Raw genomic sequence first — 17,875 nt, forward strand, 5'->3', positions numbered from 1 at the left:
ACCGGGCGGTACACTGCGGGCACGTCTTCAATGCGCGCGCCCCGATGAACGAACGCCTGTCCCCGGCCCATGCCACTGCGCTCGATGCCGCCGATCCGCTGCGCCACCTGCGTGGCCAGTTCCTGTTTCCGCAGCACCAGGGCGCCGACCAGGCCTACTTCGTCGGCAATTCGCTCGGCCTGCAGCCGCGCGGTGCACAGGCGATGGTGCAGGAGGTCATGGACCTGTGGGCGCGCATCGCCGTCGAGGGCCACTTCACCGGCCCGACCCACTGGATGAACTACCACCGCCTGGTGCGCGACCAGCTGGCCCGCGTGGTCGGCGCGCAGCCGCTGGAAGTGGTGGCCATGAACACGCTGAGCGTGAACCTGCACCTGATGATGGTCAGCTTCTACCGGCCTACCCGCGAGCGCCCGGCGATCCTGATGGAAGCCGGCGCGTTCCCCACCGACCGCCACGCGGTCGAGGCGCAGATCCGCTTCCACGGTTTCGACCCGGCCACCGACCTGATCGAAGTCCGCCCGGACGAAGCCGATGGCACGCTGTCGATGGCCGCGATCGAGCAGGCGATGGCCGAGCATGGCCGGCGCGTGGCGCTGGTGCTGTGGCCCGGCGTGCAGTACCGCACCGGGCAGGCATTCGACCTGGAGGCGATTACCCGGCTGGCACGCGCGCATGGCGCCAACATCGGCTTCGACCTCGCGCACTCGGTCGGCAACGTGCCGCTGGCGCTGCATGAGGTCGCCCCCGATTTCGCGGTGTGGTGCCACTACAAGTACCTCAATGGCGGCCCGGGCGCGGTCGCCGGCTGCTTCGTGCATGAACGCCACGCCCACGACACCACGCTGCCGCGCTTCGCCGGCTGGTGGGGCCACGAGCAGGCGACGCGCTTCCGCATGGCCCCGGAGTTCGTGCCCGAAGCCGGTGCCGAAGGCTGGCAGCTGAGCAACCCGCCGGTGCTCGGCCTGGCGCCGCTGCGCGCGTCGCTGGAGCTGTTCGACCAGGCCGGCATGCAGGCGCTGCGGGCCAAGTCGCTGCGCCTGACCGGCTACCTGGAGACCCTGGTCCGCGCGCGCCTGCCCAACGTGCTGCAGATCATCACCCCCGCCGAGCCGGCGCGGCGCGGCTGCCAGCTGTCGCTGCGCGTGGCCGGCGGGCGCGAACAGGGACGCTCGCTGTTCGAATACCTGCAGTCGGTCGGCGTGCTCGGCGACTGGCGCGAACCCGACGTGATCCGCATTTCCCCGACCCCGATGTACAACCGCTACCGCGACGTGCTGCGCTTCGTCGAGGAAGTGGAGGCCTGGGCCGGCCCCTGATTCCCCGGAAACAATGACTTGAACGCTTCCCCCCGCGTCACCTGACCCTGATCGGCGCCGGCCTGGCCGGCTCCCTGCTGGCGATCCTGCTCTCGCGCCGCGGCTGGCGCGTCACCGTCTACGAACGCCGCGGCGATCCGCGGGTGGCCGACTACGAAAGTGGCCGGTCGATCAACCTGGCGCTGGCCGAGCGCGGGCGCAACGCGCTGCGCCGCGCCGGCGTGGAGGACGCGGTGATGGCGCGCACGGTGATGATGCGCGGGCGCATGGTGCACCCGCGCGACGGCGCCCCGCCGCAACTGCAGCGCTACGGCCGCGACGACAGCGAAGTGATCTGGTCGGTGCACCGCAAGGACCTCAACGTCACCCTGCTGCAGCTGGCCGAGGACGCCGGCGCGCGCTTCCATTTCCACCATCGCCTGCACACGGTGGACTTCGATGCCGGCTATGCGCGCTTCATCGACGACCGCGACGACAGCCCGCACGACATCCACTTCGACACCCCGCTGGTCGGTGCCGACGGCGCCGGTTCGGCGCTGCGCGCGGCGATGAACCGCAAGTCGCCGCTGGGCGAACGCACCGAGTTCCTGGACCACTCCTACAAGGAGCTGGAGATCCCGCCCGGGGCCGATGGCAGCTTCCAGATCGAGGCCAACGCCCTGCACATCTGGCCGCGCGGCCGCTACATGTGCATTGCCCTGCCCAACGACGAAGGCACCTTCACCGTCACCCTGTTCCTGCCCAATGAAGGCGACCCGGGGTTCTCCAGCGTACGCAGCGGCGCCGAGGCCGAGGCGCTGTTTGCGCGCGAGTTCGCCGATGCGCTGCCGCTGATCCCGCACCTGCGCCGCGACTGGGAGCAGCACCCGCCGGGCTTGCTCGGCACCCTGTACCTGGAGCGCTGGCACCTCGGCGGCAAGGCGGTGCTGCTGGGCGACGCCGCGCACGCGATGGTGCCGTTCCACGGCCAGGGCATGAACTGCGCCTTCGAGGACTGCGTGGCGCTGGCCGAGCTGCTGGAAACGCACCCGGACAGCGCCCGGGCGTTCGCCGCGTTCGAGACCGAGCGCAAGCCCAATGCCGCGGCGATCCAGCAGATGGCGCTGGACAACTACCTGGAGATGCGCGACCGCGTCGCCGATCCGACCTTCCTGCTGCAGCGCGAGCTGGAACAGGAACTGCAGCGGCGCTGGCCCACGCGCTTCGTGCCGCATTACACCATGGTGACCTTCCTGCACACGCCCTACGCGCTGGCGCTGGAACGCACCCGGCTGCAGCAGCGGATCCTGGCCGAGGCCACCGCCGGCCATGCCAGCCTGGCCGGCATCGACTGGTCCGCGCTGGAAAAGACCATCCACGCGCAGTTGCCGGTGCTGGAGGGCGCGCACTGATGATCCCTGCCCCGCAGCGCCGCATTCGCCAGGGGACGCCACCGCCGCCACGCCCGGCGGGCGCGGCAGCCCGACGGTAAGCCCCATGCCCGAGACCTTCCTGTTCTACGACCTCGAAACCTTCGGCCAGGACCCGCGCCGCACCCGCATCGCGCAGTTCGCCGCGGTGCGTACCGACGCGCAGCTGCAGGTGGTGGAGGAACCGGCGAGTTTTTTCGTCAGGCCGGCCGACGACCTGCTGCCCTCGCCGGTCGCCACGCTGATCACCGGCATCACCCCGCAGCGTGCATTGGCCGAGGGCGTGAGCGAGGCCGAGGCATTCGCGCGCATCAACGAACTGATGGCGCGCCCGCAGACCTGCACGCTGGGCTACAACACGCTGCGCTTCGACGACGAGTTCGTCCGCCACGGCCTGTTCCGCAATTTCTTCGACCCCTATGAGCGCGAGTGGCGCGGCGGCAATTCGCGCTGGGACCTGCTGGACATGCTGCGGCTGGTACACGCGCTGCGCCCAGAGGGCATCCACTGGCCACGGCGCGAGGACGGCGCCACCTCGTTCAAGCTGGAACACCTGGCGCTGGCCAACGGCGTACGCCAGGGCGATGCGCACGAGGCGCTGTCCGACGTGTATGCCACCATCGGCATGGCCCGCGCGTTCCGCCGCGCGCAGCCGCGCATGTGGGACTACGCCCTGAAGCTGCGTGACAAGCGCTTCGTCGCCGGCCTGCTGGACGTGGTGGCGATGCAGCCGGCGCTGCACATCTCGATGCGCTACCCCGCCAGCCGCCTGTGCGCGGCGCCGGTGCTGCCGCTGGCCACCCACCCGCACATCGGCAACCGGGTGATCGTGTTCGACCTGGACGCCGATCCGCAGGCGCTGCTCGACCTGTCGGTGGAGGAGATCACGCAGCGGTTGTACACCCGTGCCGCCGACCTGCCCGAGGGCCAGCAGCGCATTCCGCTCAAGGAAGTGCACCTGAACAAGGTGCCGGCACTGGTGGCCTGGAACCACCTGCGCGCGCCCGATTTCGAGCGGCTGGGCATCGACCCGGCGGCGACCGAGGCGCGCGCCGCGCAGCTGCGCGCGCATGGCCCGGCGCTGGCCGAGAAGGTGCGCCGGGTATTCGCCCGCGAGCGCCCGGCCGAGGGCCCGCCCGATCCCGATGGCGCGCTGTACGACGGCTTCCTGGCCGAGGGTGACCGCGCGCAGCTGGCGCGCGTGCGCGCCTGCCCGCCCGAGGCGCTGGCGCAGATGGCCGCCAGCTTCCGCGACCCGCGCCTGCCGGAGCTGTTGTTCCGCTATCGCGCGCGCAACCACCCGCAGACCCTGGACCCCGGCGAGCGCACGCGCTGGAACGGCTATCGCCGCCAGCGCCTGCTGGACAGCCCCGGGCTCGGCGAACAGACCCTGCCCGATTACTTCGCGCAGGTGCTTGCCCTGCGCACCGAACACCACGACAACCCCGCCGCGCTGGCCCTGCTCGATGCACTGGACCAGTGGGGCCAGAACCTGCAGCAATCGCTATGAGCCGATACTTCAGCGACGCCAGTTTCACCTTCCTGCGCGGGCTCGCCCGCCACAACGAGAAGCCGTGGTTCGCCGAGCACAAGCACGAGTACGAGGAGCACGTGCGGCAGCCGTTCCTGCGCCTGATCGCCGACCTGCAGCCGGACCTGGCGCAGGTCAGCACGCATTTCCGCGCCGACCCGCGCACCGTCGGCGGCTCGCTGTTCCGCATCTACCGCGACTCGCGCTTCTCCAGCGACAAGACGCCGTACAAGACCTGGCAGGGGGCGCGCCTGTTCCACGAGCGCCGCAAGCAGGTGCCGGCGCCGTCGTATTACATCCACCTGGCACCGGGCGAGAGCTTCGTGGGTGCCGGCATCTGGCACCCGGAGCCGGATACGCAGCGCCGCATCCGCCAGTTCATCTTCGACAACCCCGGCAGCTGGAGCGCCGCCGCGCACGCGCCGGCCACGCGCCGCCGCTATGCATTCGAGACCAGCGAGAAACTGGTGCGCGCGCCGCGTGGCTTTCCCGCCGATTTCGCGTTCATCGACGACCTCAAGCACCGCAACTGGGTGCTGTGGCGCCCGCTGGACGACACGGTGATGACCGGCCCGCGCCTGCGCCAGACCCTCGCCGCCGACCTCGCCGCGCTGGGGCCGTTCGTCGACTACCTGTGCGCGGCGCTGGACCTGGAGTTCTGACCGCGCACCGGGATTCACGCCACGCCGGTGGATTTGCGGCACCCTAGCGGGCAACGCCCGACGGAGCCGCCGCCATGGCCGCCATCCATCACCAGATCTGGATCGACGCACCACTGGCCACCGTGCATGCCGGCCTGGCCACCGCACGCGGACTGGGGTACTGGTGGGTCGCCCATACCGCCAGCGTGATCGACGGCGATGCCGTGCTCAGCCACAACCCCGGTCCGGCGCATGGCGTGGTCGCCATGAAGGTACTGGAAACCTCGGCGCACTGCGTGCGCTGGGAGGTGATCAGCCGGCACCCGGCACAGAGCCCCGCCTCGGCCTGGACCGGCACCGAGATCCGCTTCGAGCTGTCGCGCCGCGCCAGCCCCGGCGCGTGGCGCGGCCTGCCGCACGAGGGCGAACCGATGACCGTACTCGAGTTCCGCCACCTGGGCTGGGATCCGGACAGCGAGTTCCTGGGCTTCTGCAGCCAGGCCTGGGCCGAGACCCTGGTGCTGCTGCGGCGCTGGGCAGAGTCCCACCCCGACCTGCCGGCCTGAGCCACGGAGCCCGCTGATGAAGAAGTGGCTGCTGGCAACCCTCGCCCTGCTGCTGGTGCTGCTCGCCGGCTACGTGGCCGCCGGGCCCTGGCTGGCGATCCATGGCATCTCCGAGGCGATCGCACAGCGCGACGCCGCGCGGCTTGCCCGTCATGTCGATTTCCCCGCGCTGCGGATCAACCTCAAGGCGCAACTCGACGACCAGTTGGTGCGGCGCGCCGGCAGCGACATGCAGTCCAGCCTGCTCGGCGCCATGGCACTGGGCGTCGCCGGCCGCCTGAGCGGCGCCGCGGTGGACCTGATGGTCACCCCGGCCGGGGTTGCCGCCCTGCTGCAGGGACACGGGGTGTGGAAGCGCGCCACCGGCGACACCGCCGACGGCGACACCTGGGGCCCACCGGCGCCGGCGCGTCCGCTGCAGGGCGCACGCGGGCATTACGAATCGCTGTCGCGCTTCACCGCCACCCGGCAGCTGGAGGACGGCGGCCGCGTGGTCTTCGTGCTGTCCCGCCAGGGGCTGCGTTGGCGCCTGACCGACATCACCCTGCCGCTGGACGCACCCGGCTGAGGACGCTGCCACCGACCCGACAGGTGCCGGCCGGACGTCGCCTCCAGGGCCCCGCAACGGCATCACGACAGGCCGATATCCGCCAGCGCACGGCGTCGGCCGCACTCGCCACCAGAGCGGTGCCTGCCGGAAACAGCATACTCCGTGAAGCCGGCCGGGTCGCCAGGTGATAGCATGGCCATGCAGGCACTGCCTGCCCCGCGCGTTCCGCGCAGCCGCCCAGGCAGTTGCCCGCTCCGCTCCCTTTCCTGCGTCATCCGCCCGGTACCGCCGGACGGCCGCTCAACGGGAGTCTCCATGACCACGCATTCCACTTTCCACACACCGGCACCCGGCCGGCCCGGCAGCGGCGTCGTCGCCGATCCGCGCGGGCAGGCGCCGGCATTGCCCGCGGCGCCTCCCGGCCCCGACGGAGACCGGGTCTGAAGCTCTCAGCCGGTCAAGCGGCTGCCGCGATCCACTGCACGTCCTGCGATGCGGTGTGCTGCCGCCAGACCGTGGTACTGGGCGGCGAGGACGACGTGCCGGCCCACCTGACCACCCGGGTCCACGGCCTGCGGGTCATGGCCCGCGACCCGAAGGCTGGTGCGTGGCGGTGGACGGGCAGCGGATGAACTGCCGGATCCATGCAAGCCGGCCGGCGGTCTGCAGAACCTTCGTCATGGGCGGCGCCTGCTGCCGCTCGCTGCGCGCGGCCTACGCGCACGGCGGAAGCCGCACCATCGAATCCACACTGGCCTGAGGAAAGCTCATGAGCACGCCCCGCAAATCCAGCTCCACCGCGCCGAGGAAAACGACGTCGGCCTTCGCCGGCCCTGCCTCGTCGGGGCCGTTGACCCGTGAACGCATCGCCGAGGACCTGGCCGCGTTCGACCGTGCCGGCGGAAAGATTGAAACCCTCGGCAACACCCCCTTGCGCGGCAAGCCAGAAAGCCCGAAGCCGTCCGGCCGCGGCGCCAAGCCAGCGGTTGCCACCCCGCGCCGGAAAAGGCCTGACCTCCCCTCCCCCAACGGAAGACGACGACCGTGGCCAAGATCAACTACTCATACGAGAAACGCCAGCGCGAGCTGGCCAAGAAAAAGCAGAAAGACGAGAAGCTCGCCAGGAAGCGCGCGTCCAACGCAAACCAGGCGACCGATACGCCCGACCCGCCGACGTCCGCGTCCTGATCGCCCTGGCCACGCCCGTGCAGCGGGCGTGCAGCCGCAGCCGCGCATGGCGCCCGGCAGGTAAGCACCAGATGCCCTGAAACCGCAGCGCAGCGGCCGCGCCCCTGCATTGCCACCATTGCCCGTGCCCGCGCGACCTGCGCCTGCCTGCGGGTCGCCCCGCAGACCATGCACGGCACCCTCGCCCACGCGCCTGCCTTGCGCGAAAGCGCCGCGGCTGCGCGGTATCCGTGGCGCACCGGGGCCCAACGAAAAAGCCCGGCGCGAGGCCGGGCTTCCTGATCAGGGCGATCGCCGATCGGTCAGACCACGCGGACCTGGTCGGCCTGCATACCCTTCTGGCCCTTCACCGCCACGTAGGTGACCTTCTGGCCTTCCTGCAGCGACTTGAAGCCGGACGATTCGATCGAACGGAAGTGGACGAACAGGTCTTCACCGCCGCCGTCCTGGGTGATGAAGCCAAAACCCTTGGCGTCGTTGAACCACTTCACGGTACCGGTCTGGGACTGGGACATTTCAATACTCCTTGTTGCGGATGGGCGCCGCGGACTGCGGCAGGACGCTGATTCCAAGGAGAATTGAGAAGCGGGTGCAACAGTGTAGAAGGCAACCTCTACAGCATCGGGCCACGATTCAAGGTGACCCTTGTCATTCAGCACGGCCACGGTAGAGGCTTGGCGCGCGTAAAGCAAATCCGGCGCCGGCCGCGGTTCAGGCTGCGGCCTGGGGCCGGCGCTGCATGGCCACCGCCGCCGGCACCGGGCAAAGCGCCGGAGACACACGACTCAGTGCCGTGCGACCCGCGCCCATGCCCGCGCAAGGCGCTGGAAACCGGCGCGCAGCTGCACGCGTGCGCCCCACGGCAACGCCGACAGCGCGGCGCCCACCGGCGCCGGATGCGGCGCACCGTTCCAGGCGATCGCGACCTTGTTGCTCATGCCCGGCTCGTCCAGCTTCAGCACGCGGCCGTCGAAACTGCGCCGCAGCCGCGTCAGGTGACCGCGGGTATCGGTGTCGTACAGGTTGCTGGCCATGACCCCGTCCGCCCCCAGCGCCGCGTGGCAATCGTCGTAGAACGCCTGGGTGGACAGCGCCGCGGGAATGCCCTGCGCGTCGTAGGCATCGAGCAGCAGCAGGTCGAAGCGGCCGCGATGGCGGCGCAGCCAGCGCGCGCCATCGATGCACTCCACCCGCAGCCGCGCATCGTCGGCCGGAATGCGGAACGCATCGCGCAGGGCGATCACCGTGGCGTCGCTCTCGGCCACCTCGATGCATGCCTGCGGCAAATAGCGGTGGCAGAACTTGGCCTGCGCGCCGCCACCGAGCCCGATGATGCCGATATGCCGCGGCGCCGGGTGCAGCCACAGCGCGGCGAGCATGCTGCGGGTGTAACCCACCTGCAGGCGCTGCGGGAACCAGCGCGACATCCGGGTCTGGGTGACGTCGCCCTGGAACTGCAGTTCCACGTGCCGCCAGGTCCGCCGGACGTAAGCGTGCCCGCCGCCGCTCATCCGCCGCGGTCGGCGTTGGCGATGCCGTGCGGCACGTGGCCGGCGGCGACGCTGTGGTGCTGGCGCGCGCTGTCGATGTTGTGCTGCGAGTCGTCGAAGAAGATGTCGGCGCCGAACGCTTCCAGGAACGGCCCCTTGTGGCGGCCACCGAGGAACAACGCCTCGTCCAGGCGCACGCCCCATTCGCGCAGGGTACGGATCACCCGCTCATGCGCCGGCGCCGAGCGCGCGGTGACCAGCGCGGTCCGGATCGGCGCCTCCTCGCCGGCCGGGAACGCGGCCTGCAACGCGTGCAGGGCCGACAGGAAACTGCGGAACGGCCCGCCGCTGAGCGGTGCATGCGCGTGCTCGCGCTCGTGCCGGCCGAAGGCCTCCACCCCGTGCTCGCGGGAAATGCGCTCGCCCTCGTCACCGAAGATCACCGCGTCGCCATCGAAGGCGATGCGCAGCTGCGTCGGCGGCCGCCCGGTATCGGTGGCCGCCGCGGCCGCCGAGACCTCGCCGGGGCCGCGCGGCAGGATGGTGGCGGCGGCGATGCCATGCACCAGCGCACGCCGCACCGATTCCGGGTTGGCCGACAGGAACAGGTCGGTACCGAACGGCTTGACGTACGGCCAAGTCGGCTCGCCGGCGGTGAAGGTCGCGCGCACGATGCCCAGCCCGTAGTGCTGGATGGAATTGAAGATGCGCAGGCCGGTGTCGGCCGAGTTGCGCGAGAGCAGGATCACCTCCACCCGCGGCGTCTCCAGCGGCGCGCCCTCGTTCAGCGCCAGCAGCTTGCGCACCACCGGGAAGGCCACGCCCGGCTTGAGCACGTCGTCCTCGTGCTCGCGCTGGTAGGCGGCGTAGGCCTCCACGCCCTCGCGCTCGAACAGCGCATGCCCTTCCTCCAGGTCGAACAGCGCCCGCGAGGTCACCGCCACCGTCAACAGCCTGGGAGTGTTGTCACCCATGTTCCTGATCCATTGCCTTGCCGTTTCCGGCGTTGTTGCCGCGCACCCGCTCAGAACATGAACTGCTCGCTGAGGATGCGTTCTTCCAGATTGTGCTCGGGGTCGAACAGCAGCGTCACCTGGCGTTCGCGCGACTCGCGGATGGTGACCTCCACCACGTCGCGGGTCTCGTGCGAATCGGCGGTGACGCTGACCGGCCGCTTGTAGGGGTCGAGTACGCGGAAGCGCACTTCGGTCTCGGCCTTGAGGATGGCCCCGCGCCAGCGCCGCGGCCGGTACGGCGCCAGCGGCGTCAACGCGATGGTGTTCGAACCCAGCGGCAGGATCGGCCCGTGCGCCGAGTAATTGTAGGCGGTGCTGCCGGCCGGCGTGGAGACCAGCACGCCGTCGCAGATCAGCTCCTCCACGCGCTGCTGGCCGTTGAGGTCGATGCCGATGTGCGCCGCCTGCCGCGTCTGCCGTAGCATCGACACGTCGTTGTAGGCGAGCGAACCGACCGTGGTGCCGGACTCGGTGCGCGCGATCATCTCCAGCGGACGCAGGTGCGCCGGCTCTGCCTGCGACAGGCGGTGCAGCAGGTCGTCGTCGCGATGGTGGTTCATCAGGAAGCCGACCGTGCCCAGCTTCATGCCGAACACCGGCTTGCCCATGCTGCCGAAGCGGTGCAGCGTCTGCAGCATGAAGCCGTCGCCGCCCAGCGGGCAGAGCACGTCGGCCGCCTCCGGGGCGTGGTCGCCGTAACGCGCGGCCAGGCGTTCACGGGCCTGCTGCGCGGCGTCGGTGGTGCTGGCGAGAAAGGCGATGCGGGGGACATGGCCATCGTCGGTTGCGGTGGGGATTACCGAGGATAACCCGCCACGGCGGATGCTGCCGTGGCCAGGCACTGGAAAGCACCGCGGCCAAGCCCGCTCCTGCGAAAGCAACGGGTGCTGCGGCAGGAGCGGGCTTGGCCGCAGTGCTTCATCCGGCAGGTGCCGACCAACGGTCGGCACCTCTCTATCAACGTTCTGGCGCAAAGCCCCCTTTGTTAAGGGGGCGCGGCGACAGCCGCGGGGATAGGCAAACCGAGGGCGGTGCCACAAGTTCGCGCTGCGAACTTGTGGGTCGGGCCGGTAAAACCGGCCCGACCACGGGCTCAAACCCCGTGCGCCGCCAGCTGGCCCAGGCGCTGCACCGCGACCGACACGGTCGGGTAGTCCAGCGTCTTCTGCTCGGCCAGTTCGGCCAGCATCGCCAGGGTGAAGCGCAGGCTGCTGTCGTCGCGGCCCAGCCACGCGGCGACCTTGGCCTCGGCGCTGCCGCCCTTCATCGACAGCACCTGGCCGGCCAGGTTGCGCTGGTGCGCAGCCAGTTCGTCGCGCAGCACGCCACGGGCGACCGCGTGCCAGCGGCCATTGACCTCCAGCGCGTCGATCTGCTCGAACAGCCACGGCATCTGCAGGGCTTCGCCCAGGCGGAAGTGGACCTTGGACACGTCCACCGGCTTGAGCTTGCGGGTGCGGGCCAGTTCGATGATGTCGAACGCCGGCTCCAGGAACTGCAGCTCGGACAGCTGCTGCGCCAGCGCCGCCGGCAGGCCCTTCTCCTTCCACTGCCTGACGCTGGCCTCGTAGGCCGGGCGCTGCGAATCCGGCAGCACGCCCGAGGCGACGCGGATGTCGTTGAACGGCCCCTGGTAGCGCTCGACCGCGGCGGTGATGTCCGGCATCGCGCCCGGACGGTTCAGCAGCCAGCGCACGAACGAACGCTGCAGCTTCCAGATCACTTCCAGGGCATCGACCTGCACGGCCTCGGGCAGGGTGCCGTCGAGCGCGTCGATCTGGGTCCACAGCGCGCGCGCGTCCAGCGTCTCGCGGCTGATGGTGTAGGCCTTGGCGACCTCGGCCACGCTGCGGCCGGTGTCTTCCTGCATGCGCATCAGGAAGGTGGCGCCCATGCGGTTGATGGTCTGGTTGGTCACCGCGGTGGCGATGATCTCGCGCTTCAGGCGGTGGCCGTTCATCGCGTCGGCGTACTTCTTCTGCAGCGGCTGCGGGAAGTAGCGCAGCAGCTCCTTGGACAGGTACGGGTCCTCCGGGATGTCCGATTCCAGCAGTTGCTGGAAGGCGACGATCTTGGAGTAGGACAGCAGCACCGCCAGCTCCGGACGGGTCAGGCCCTGGCCACGCACCTTGCGCGCGGACAGTTCGGCATCGGACGGCAGGAACTCGATCTGGCGATCGAGCAGGCCCTGCTGCTCCAGCGTGCGGATGAAGTGCTGCTTGGAACCCAGGCGCTTGACGCTCATCCGCTCCATCAGGCTGATTGCCTGGTTCTGGCGGTAGTTGTCCATCAGCACCAGCCCGGCGACTTCGTCGGTCATCGACGCCAGCAGCTTGTTGCGCTGTTCGACGGTGAGCTTCTTGGCGCGCACCACGTCGTTGAGCAGGATCTTGATGTTGACCTCGTGGTCGGAGGTATCAACGCCGGCGGAGTTGTCGATGAAGTCGGTGTTGAGCAGCACGCCGTTGTGCGCGGCCTCGATGCGGCCGAGCTGGGTCATGCCCAGGTTGCCGCCCTCGCCCACGATCTTGCAGCGCAGCTCGCCACCGTTGACGCGCAGACCGTTGTTGGCGCGGTCGCCGACATCGGCGTTGCTCTCGCTGGCCGACTTCACGTAGGTGCCGATGCCGCCGTTCCACACCAGGTCCACCGGCGCCTTGAGCGCGGCGTTGATCAGCTCGGTCGGGGTCATCGACTTGATGCCGGCGTCGATGCCCAGCGCCTCGCGCACCTGCGGGGTGATCTCGATCGACTTGAGCGAGCGCGGATACACGCCGCCGCCCTTGCTGATCAGCTTGGCGTCATAGTCCGCCCAGCTCGAACGCGGCACCTTGAACATGCGCGCGCGCTCCTTGAAGGAGGTCGCGGCCACCGGGTTCGGGTCGAGGAAGATGTGGCGGTGGTCGAACGCGCACACCAGGCGGATGTGCTCGGACAGCAGCATGCCGTTGCCGAACACGTCGCCGGACATGTCGCCGATGCCGACCACGGTGAAGTCCTGCTTCTGGCAATCGCGGCCCAGCGCGCGGAAGTGGCGCTTGACCGACTCCCACGCACCACGCGCGGTGATGCCCATGCCCTTGTGGTCGTAACCCACCGAGCCACCCGAGGCGAAGGCGTCGTCCAGCCAGAAGCCATGCGCGCGTGCGATGCCGTTGGCGGTGTCGGAGAACGTCGCGGTGCCCTTGTCGGCGGCGACCACCAGGTACGGGTCGTCCTGGTCGTGGCGCACCACGCCCTGCGGCGGCACGATCTTGTTGCCGACGATGTTGTCGGTGATGTCCAGCAGGCCGTTGATGAAGCGCTTGTAGCAGGCCACGCCCTCGGCGAACCAGGCGTCACGGTCCAGCGCCGGGTCCGGCAGCTGCTTGGCGTAGAAACCGCCCTTGGAGCCGACCGGCACGATCACCGTGTTCTTCACCATCTGCGCCTTGACCAGGCCCAGCACCTCGGTGCGGAAATCCTCGCGGCGGTCGGACCAGCGCAGGCCGCCACGGGCCACCGGGCCGAAGCGCAGGTGGGTGCCCTCCACGCGCGGGCCGCACACGAAGATCTCGCGGTACGGGCGCGGCTTGGGCAGGTCCGGCACCTTGGCGGCGTCGAACTTGAAGCTGATGTAGTCGGCCGGGCCGCCGTCGGCACGCAGGCCGTCCTTGCGCGGCATGTAGTAGCTGGTGCGCAGCGTGGCCTGGATCACGCCGATGAAGCTGCGCAGGATGCGGTCCTCGTCCAGGCTGGACACGCCGTCCAGCAGCTTGACCAGGGTGTCATGCACCAGTGCCATGCGCGCATCGCGGTTGCCGCCACGCGCCTTGACCACGCCCTCGAGCAGCTTGATGGTGGCGGCATCGCCGCCGGCCAGCGCCTTGAACTGCGCCAGCTGCGCGTCGGCGGTGGCCTTGTCGGCGGCCGGTGCCGGGTCGAAGCGGGCTTCGAACAGCTCCACGATCAGCCGCGCCAGCAGCGGGTAGCGGTTGAAGGTGCCTTCGACGTAGGCCTGCGAGAACGGCACGCCGATCTGCAGCAGGTACTTGCAGTAGCCGCGCAGCATCGACACCTGGCGCCAGTCCAGGCCGGTGGCCAGCACCAGGCGGTTGAAGCCGTCGTTCTCGGCCTCGCCGTGCCACACCCGGGCAAAGGCCTCGGCGAAGGCGGCGCTGGCGGCGGCCGCGTCGATCGCGCCGACGGTCGATTCGACCTCGAAGTCCTGCACGTAGACCGGCGCGTCATCCACCATCAGCCGGTACGGGCGCTCGGCGATCACGCGCAGGCCCATGTTCTCCATCATCGGCAGCACGTCGGACAGCGGGATGTCCTTGAGCTGGCGGTACAGCTTCATGCGCAGGCCGTCGCCGCCGTCACGGTGGATGGCCTGCAGGCTCAGGCGCAGGTCGTCCGGGCCGGTGAGCGCATCGAGCTGGGCCACGTCGGCGGCGGCGATCTCGGCGCTGGAGTCCTCGATGTAGCCGGCCGGCAGCGCCTTGCCGATGCGCGAGGCGATGCGCAGGCCCTCGCCTTCGCCGTGGCGCGCGACCAGCGCCTCGCGCAGGTCGTCCTGCCAGTTGCGCAGCACGTGGGCCAGGCGCTTCTCCAGGCCCTCGGTGTCCAGATCCAGGCTCTGCCCGGCCTTGGGGCGCACGATCAGGTGCACCTGGGCCAGCGGCGAATCGCCCAGCACCACGCTCGAATCCACGTACTCACCCTGCAGCGCCTCGCGCAGCAGGCCCTCGATGCGCAGGCGCACGTCGGTGTTGAAGCGTTCGCGCGGCAGGAACACCAGCGCGGAAATGAAGCGGCTGAACTTGTCGCGGCGCAGGAACAGGCGGCTGCGCACGCGCTCCTGCAGCCCCAGCACGCCCATCGCGGTACGGAACAGTTCGTCCTCGCTGGACTGGAACAGCTCCTCGCGCGGCAGCGACTCGAGGATGTGGCGCAGCGCCTTGCCGCTGTGGCTGGACGGGCTCAGGCCCGAACGCTTCATCACGTTCTCGTAGCGCTGGCGCACCAGCGGGATTTCCCACGGGCGGCGGTTGTAGGCGCTGGAGGTGAACAGGCCGAGGAAGCGCTGTTCGCCGACGATGCGGCCCTTGGCGTCGAATTCCAGCACGCCGATGTAATCCATGTAGCCGCCGCGGTGGATCCGCGAGCGGGCGTTGGTCTTGGTCAGGATCAGCGCGTCGGTCAGGCCGCTGGTGGTGTTCAGGCCCTGCGCGGCCAGCCCCTTGACCGGGCGCGCCACCGAGGTGTCCTTGCCGCGCATCAGGCCCAGGCCGGTGCCGTTCTGGGCGGCCAGCACGTCCTCGCGGCCCTGCTTCTCCACCTTGTACTCACGGTAGCCGAAGAAGGTGAAATGGTTGTCCGCGGCCCAGCGCAGGAACTCCTGCGCCTCGTGGCGCGACTCATCGCTCACCGGCAGGGTGCGCTGGCCCAGGTCTTCGGCCAGGGCCAGCGCCTTGTCGCGCATCGGCTCCCAGTCCTTGACGATGGCACGCACGTCCTCCAGCGCTTCGCCCACGCGCTTGGCCACCGCGTCCATGGCCTCGGCCGGCTGGCGGTCGATCTCCAGCAGCATCACCGACTCCAGCGGGCCGTCGCCGACGCTGGTCAGCTTGCCGGACTTGTCGCGGCCCAGCGCGATCACCGGGTGGCCCAGCACGTGCACGCCGACGCCCATGTCGGCCAGCGCCAGCGAAACGGTGTCCACCAGGAACGGCATGTCGTCATTGACGATCTGCAGCACGGTGTGGGCGGTTTCCCAGCCATCGGTCTTCAGGCCCGGATTGAACACGCGGACGTTGGCCTTGCCCGGCTTGCGCACGCGGGCGAACTCCAGCATGCCGGCGGCCAGCGCCGCCCAGTCCTCGGCACGGTGCGCGCCGAACTCATCCGCCTCCATGCGCTTGTAGAAGGCCGAAGCGAAGGCGATCGCCTGGGCCTGGGCCGCGGCGGGGTAACGCTTGCGCAAGGCCGCAAAAACCGGCTCCAGGGACAGGCCGGCCTCGGAAACACTCTGCTTGGCAGCCGGTTGGGATTTCGTTTTTGCGGACTTGGCAGCGTTGTTTTGCGATTTCATGGTTGAGCTTTCAGTGGGCTCCTGGGGAGGCGCGATTGTAGCCCCCGCCATTCAAAGAGCATTGTTGCAGGGCCGCAATCGGCCCCTTCGAACACCCCAAAGAACAAGCGCAAGTTACTGAATTAAAACAACAAAAAGGCAACAAATGCATTTCTCCGCGCGAACCACGGCCAAGCTGGAAAAGCGCATTTCCGCGCTGCTTTACCAATTGTAAACTGGACGGTATAGTCCAAATCGTGCATCCCACCCGTTCCCGATCCAGGCCCGCCGAAGCGCGCGACCAGCGCGTGTTCGACGCCGTGCGCGAGCTGCTGGCGACCCAGGGCATGCACCTGAGCATGGACGCGGTGGCCGCCTACGTCGGCTGTTCCAAGCAGACCCTGTACAGCCGCTATGGCAGCAAGCGCGAGCTGCTCAGCCTGGCGATGCGCCGCCACGCCAGCGTCGCCGCCGCGCCGTTGGCCGCCGGCGACGAACGCCCGCTGCGCGACGTACTGCTGGATTTCGCCGTGCACTACCTGGAGCACCGCAACCAGCCACGCGTGCGCCAGGCCGCGCAGGTGATCGCCAGCAGTACCCTGGAATTCCGCGACGAGGCCCGCGCGCTCTACCATGACAGCGCCGACGTGGTGCGCGACCAGTTGGCTGAATGGATGCGAACCGAGATGGCGCGCGGCCGGATCATCCATGACGATGCGCATTTCATGGCTGAAATGTTAATAAGCATGATCGCTGGTCAGGATTTCGAACGACAACGGTTCCACGCTCCCCACCGCGACGCCCCCGAGTTGCGCCGCCGGTGGGCCGAATTCGCCGTCGATGCCTTCCTGCGCGCCTTCCCGGCGCCGCCGGCCGGCATCCCCGGCACCCGCTGAAAACAACCTCCGGAGTTTCCCGATGACCTCCCCGCTGCGCATCCTCGCCCTGACCGGTGCCCTGGCCCTGGGCCTGACCGCCTGCAAGAAGCCACAGGAACAGGCCGCCCCGCCGCCGCCGGATGTCGGGGTCATCGAAGCCAAGCCACAGACACTTCCGCTGCAGCGCGAACTGGTCGGCCGGCTGTCGCCGTTCCGCTCGGCCGACGTGCGCGCACGGGTGTCCGGGGTACTGCTCAAGCGCGCCTACGAAGAAGGCAGCGCGGTGAAGGAAGGCCAGCTGCTGTTCCAGATCGACCCGGCGCCGCTGCGCGCCACGCTGGCCTCAGCCGAAGCCGCGCTGGCGGCGGCCCGCGCCAGCCACGCCAACGCCCGGACCACCGCCGAACGCGCGCGCTCGCTGGCGCCGCAGAACTACGTATCCAAGTCCGACCTGGACAACGCCGAGGCCGCCGAGCGCACCACCGCGGCGGCCGTGCAGCAGGCGCAGGCCGCCGTGGCCAGCGCCCGCATCAGCCTGGGCTACGCCAATGTCACCGCGCCGATCGCCGGCGTGGCCGGCAAGCAGCAGGTGACCGAAGGCGCGCTGGTCGGCCAGGGCGAGGCGACGCTGCTGACCACGGTCGACCAGATCGACCCGCTGTACGTCAATTTCTCGATGACCGCCGACGAACTGAGCGCGCTGCGCGCCGCCCAGGACAAGGGCGCGGTGGCCCTGGCCGGCGACGGCAAGACCACGGTGCAGGTGAACCTGCCCGACGGCACCCCGTACGCCCACCAGGGCACGCTGGACTTCTCGGCGACCACGGTCGACCCGGCTACCGGCGCGGTCTCGCTGCGGGCGCAGTTGCCCAACCCCGAGCGCAGCCTGCTGCCGGGTTCGTTCGTGAGCTTCAAGGCCAACCTGGGCGAGCGCAACAACGCCTTCCTGATCCCGCAGCAGGCGGTGCTGCGCGACACCCGCGGCGGGTACGTGCTGGTGGTGGGCAAGGACGGCAACGTGGCACGCAAGGACGTGGCGCTGGACGGCCAGCAGAACGGCAGCTGGCTGGTTTCCTCCGGCCTGGCCGCCGGCGACAGGGTGATCGTCTCCGGTGTGCAGAAGGTCAAGGAGGGCGCGCCGGCCAAGCCCTCGCCGTGGCAGCCGGGCCCGGCCCAGCCCGCCGCCAAGCCCGCAGCCGCCGCGCCGGCGCCGGCCAAGTAAGGGAAACGGGAAC

At 69.8% G+C, this 17,875-nt stretch carries 12 protein-coding genes and 2 pseudogenes; 9 read left to right on the forward strand and 5 right to left on the reverse strand.

Annotated elements, in window-relative coordinates:
- Positions 1 to 44 precede the first annotated feature (44 nt).
- From B1L07_09730 to B1L07_09760, 7 genes and pseudogenes are all read left to right on the forward strand, one after another.
- The gene (locus B1L07_09730; protein ID AUZ55320.1) at positions 45 to 1,319 is read left to right on the forward strand and encodes a kynureninase; all 1,275 of its coding nucleotides are present in this window, start codon (positions 45 to 47) and stop codon (positions 1,317 to 1,319) included.
- Positions 1,320 to 1,360: 41 nt separating this feature from the next.
- Positions 1,361 to 2,710 (forward strand): kynurenine 3-monooxygenase, encoded by a 1,350-nt coding sequence (locus B1L07_09735; GenBank protein ID AUZ55321.1) that lies wholly within the window; start codon positions 1,361 to 1,363, stop codon positions 2,708 to 2,710.
- Positions 2,711 to 2,795: 85 nt separating this feature from the next.
- Entirely contained in the window at positions 2,796 to 4,238 is a 1,443-nt protein-coding gene (locus B1L07_09740) for an exodeoxyribonuclease I (GenBank protein AUZ55322.1), read from the forward strand.
- Positions 4,235 to 4,921, forward strand: coding sequence for a TIGR02453 family protein (locus B1L07_09745; GenBank protein AUZ55323.1), 687 nt, complete (start codon positions 4,235 to 4,237; stop codon positions 4,919 to 4,921). The genes B1L07_09740 and B1L07_09745 overlap by 4 nt, the downstream gene beginning before the upstream one ends.
- Before the next feature lie 74 nt (positions 4,922 to 4,995).
- Entirely contained in the window at positions 4,996 to 5,466 is a 471-nt protein-coding gene (locus B1L07_09750) for a hypothetical protein (protein AUZ55324.1), read from the forward strand.
- A gap of 16 nt (positions 5,467 to 5,482) precedes the next feature.
- Positions 5,483 to 6,034 carry a hypothetical protein gene (locus B1L07_09755; protein AUZ55325.1) on the forward strand — a complete coding sequence of 184 codons (552 nt, stop codon included), beginning with the start codon at positions 5,483 to 5,485 and terminating at the stop codon, positions 6,032 to 6,034.
- 455 nt (positions 6,035 to 6,489) lie between these two features.
- A pseudogene (locus B1L07_09760) lies at positions 6,490 to 6,776 on the forward strand (hypothetical protein).
- Positions 6,777 to 7,506: 730 nt separating this feature from the next.
- Here the strand turns inward: B1L07_09760 and B1L07_09765 are convergent.
- From B1L07_09765 to B1L07_09785, 5 genes are all read right to left on the reverse strand, one after another.
- On the reverse strand, positions 7,507 to 7,719 hold the full coding sequence (locus B1L07_09765) for a DNA-binding protein (protein ID AUZ55326.1): 213 nt from the start codon (positions 7,717 to 7,719) through the stop codon (positions 7,507 to 7,509).
- A gap of 270 nt (positions 7,720 to 7,989) precedes the next feature.
- The gene (locus tag B1L07_09770; GenBank protein AUZ55327.1) at positions 7,990 to 8,715 is read right to left on the reverse strand and encodes a transferase; all 726 of its coding nucleotides are present in this window, start codon (positions 8,713 to 8,715) and stop codon (positions 7,990 to 7,992) included.
- Positions 8,712 to 9,668 (reverse strand): 5'-nucleotidase, encoded by a 957-nt coding sequence (locus tag B1L07_09775; protein ID AUZ55328.1) that lies wholly within the window; start codon positions 9,666 to 9,668, stop codon positions 8,712 to 8,714. Before B1L07_09775 ends, B1L07_09770 begins: the two co-directional genes overlap by 4 nt.
- A gap of 50 nt (positions 9,669 to 9,718) precedes the next feature.
- On the reverse strand, positions 9,719 to 10,534 hold the full coding sequence (locus tag B1L07_09780) for an NAD kinase (protein AUZ56539.1): 816 nt from the start codon (positions 10,532 to 10,534) through the stop codon (positions 9,719 to 9,721).
- A gap of 269 nt (positions 10,535 to 10,803) precedes the next feature.
- Positions 10,804 to 15,783, reverse strand: coding sequence for a glutamate dehydrogenase (locus tag B1L07_09785; protein ID AUZ55329.1), 4,980 nt, complete (start codon positions 15,781 to 15,783; stop codon positions 10,804 to 10,806).
- Between the two features lie 236 nt (positions 15,784 to 16,019).
- Between B1L07_09785 and B1L07_09790 the strand changes: the two genes are divergently transcribed.
- Both B1L07_09790 and B1L07_09795 read left to right on the forward strand, forming a co-directional pair.
- A complete protein-coding gene (locus B1L07_09790) occupies positions 16,020 to 16,658 on the forward strand; it encodes a TetR family transcriptional regulator (GenBank protein ID AUZ55330.1) in 639 nt (212 codons plus the stop codon).
- A 22-nt stretch (positions 16,659 to 16,680) separates the two neighbouring features.
- Positions 16,681 to 17,850: pseudogene (locus tag B1L07_09795) on the forward strand (efflux transporter periplasmic adaptor subunit).
- Positions 17,851 to 17,875 lie beyond the last annotated feature (25 nt).

Origin of the sequence: Stenotrophomonas acidaminiphila (assembly GCA_002951995.1) — a bacterium.
In the GTDB taxonomy this organism is placed as follows: Bacteria; Pseudomonadota; Gammaproteobacteria; order Xanthomonadales; family Xanthomonadaceae; genus Stenotrophomonas; species Stenotrophomonas acidaminiphila_A.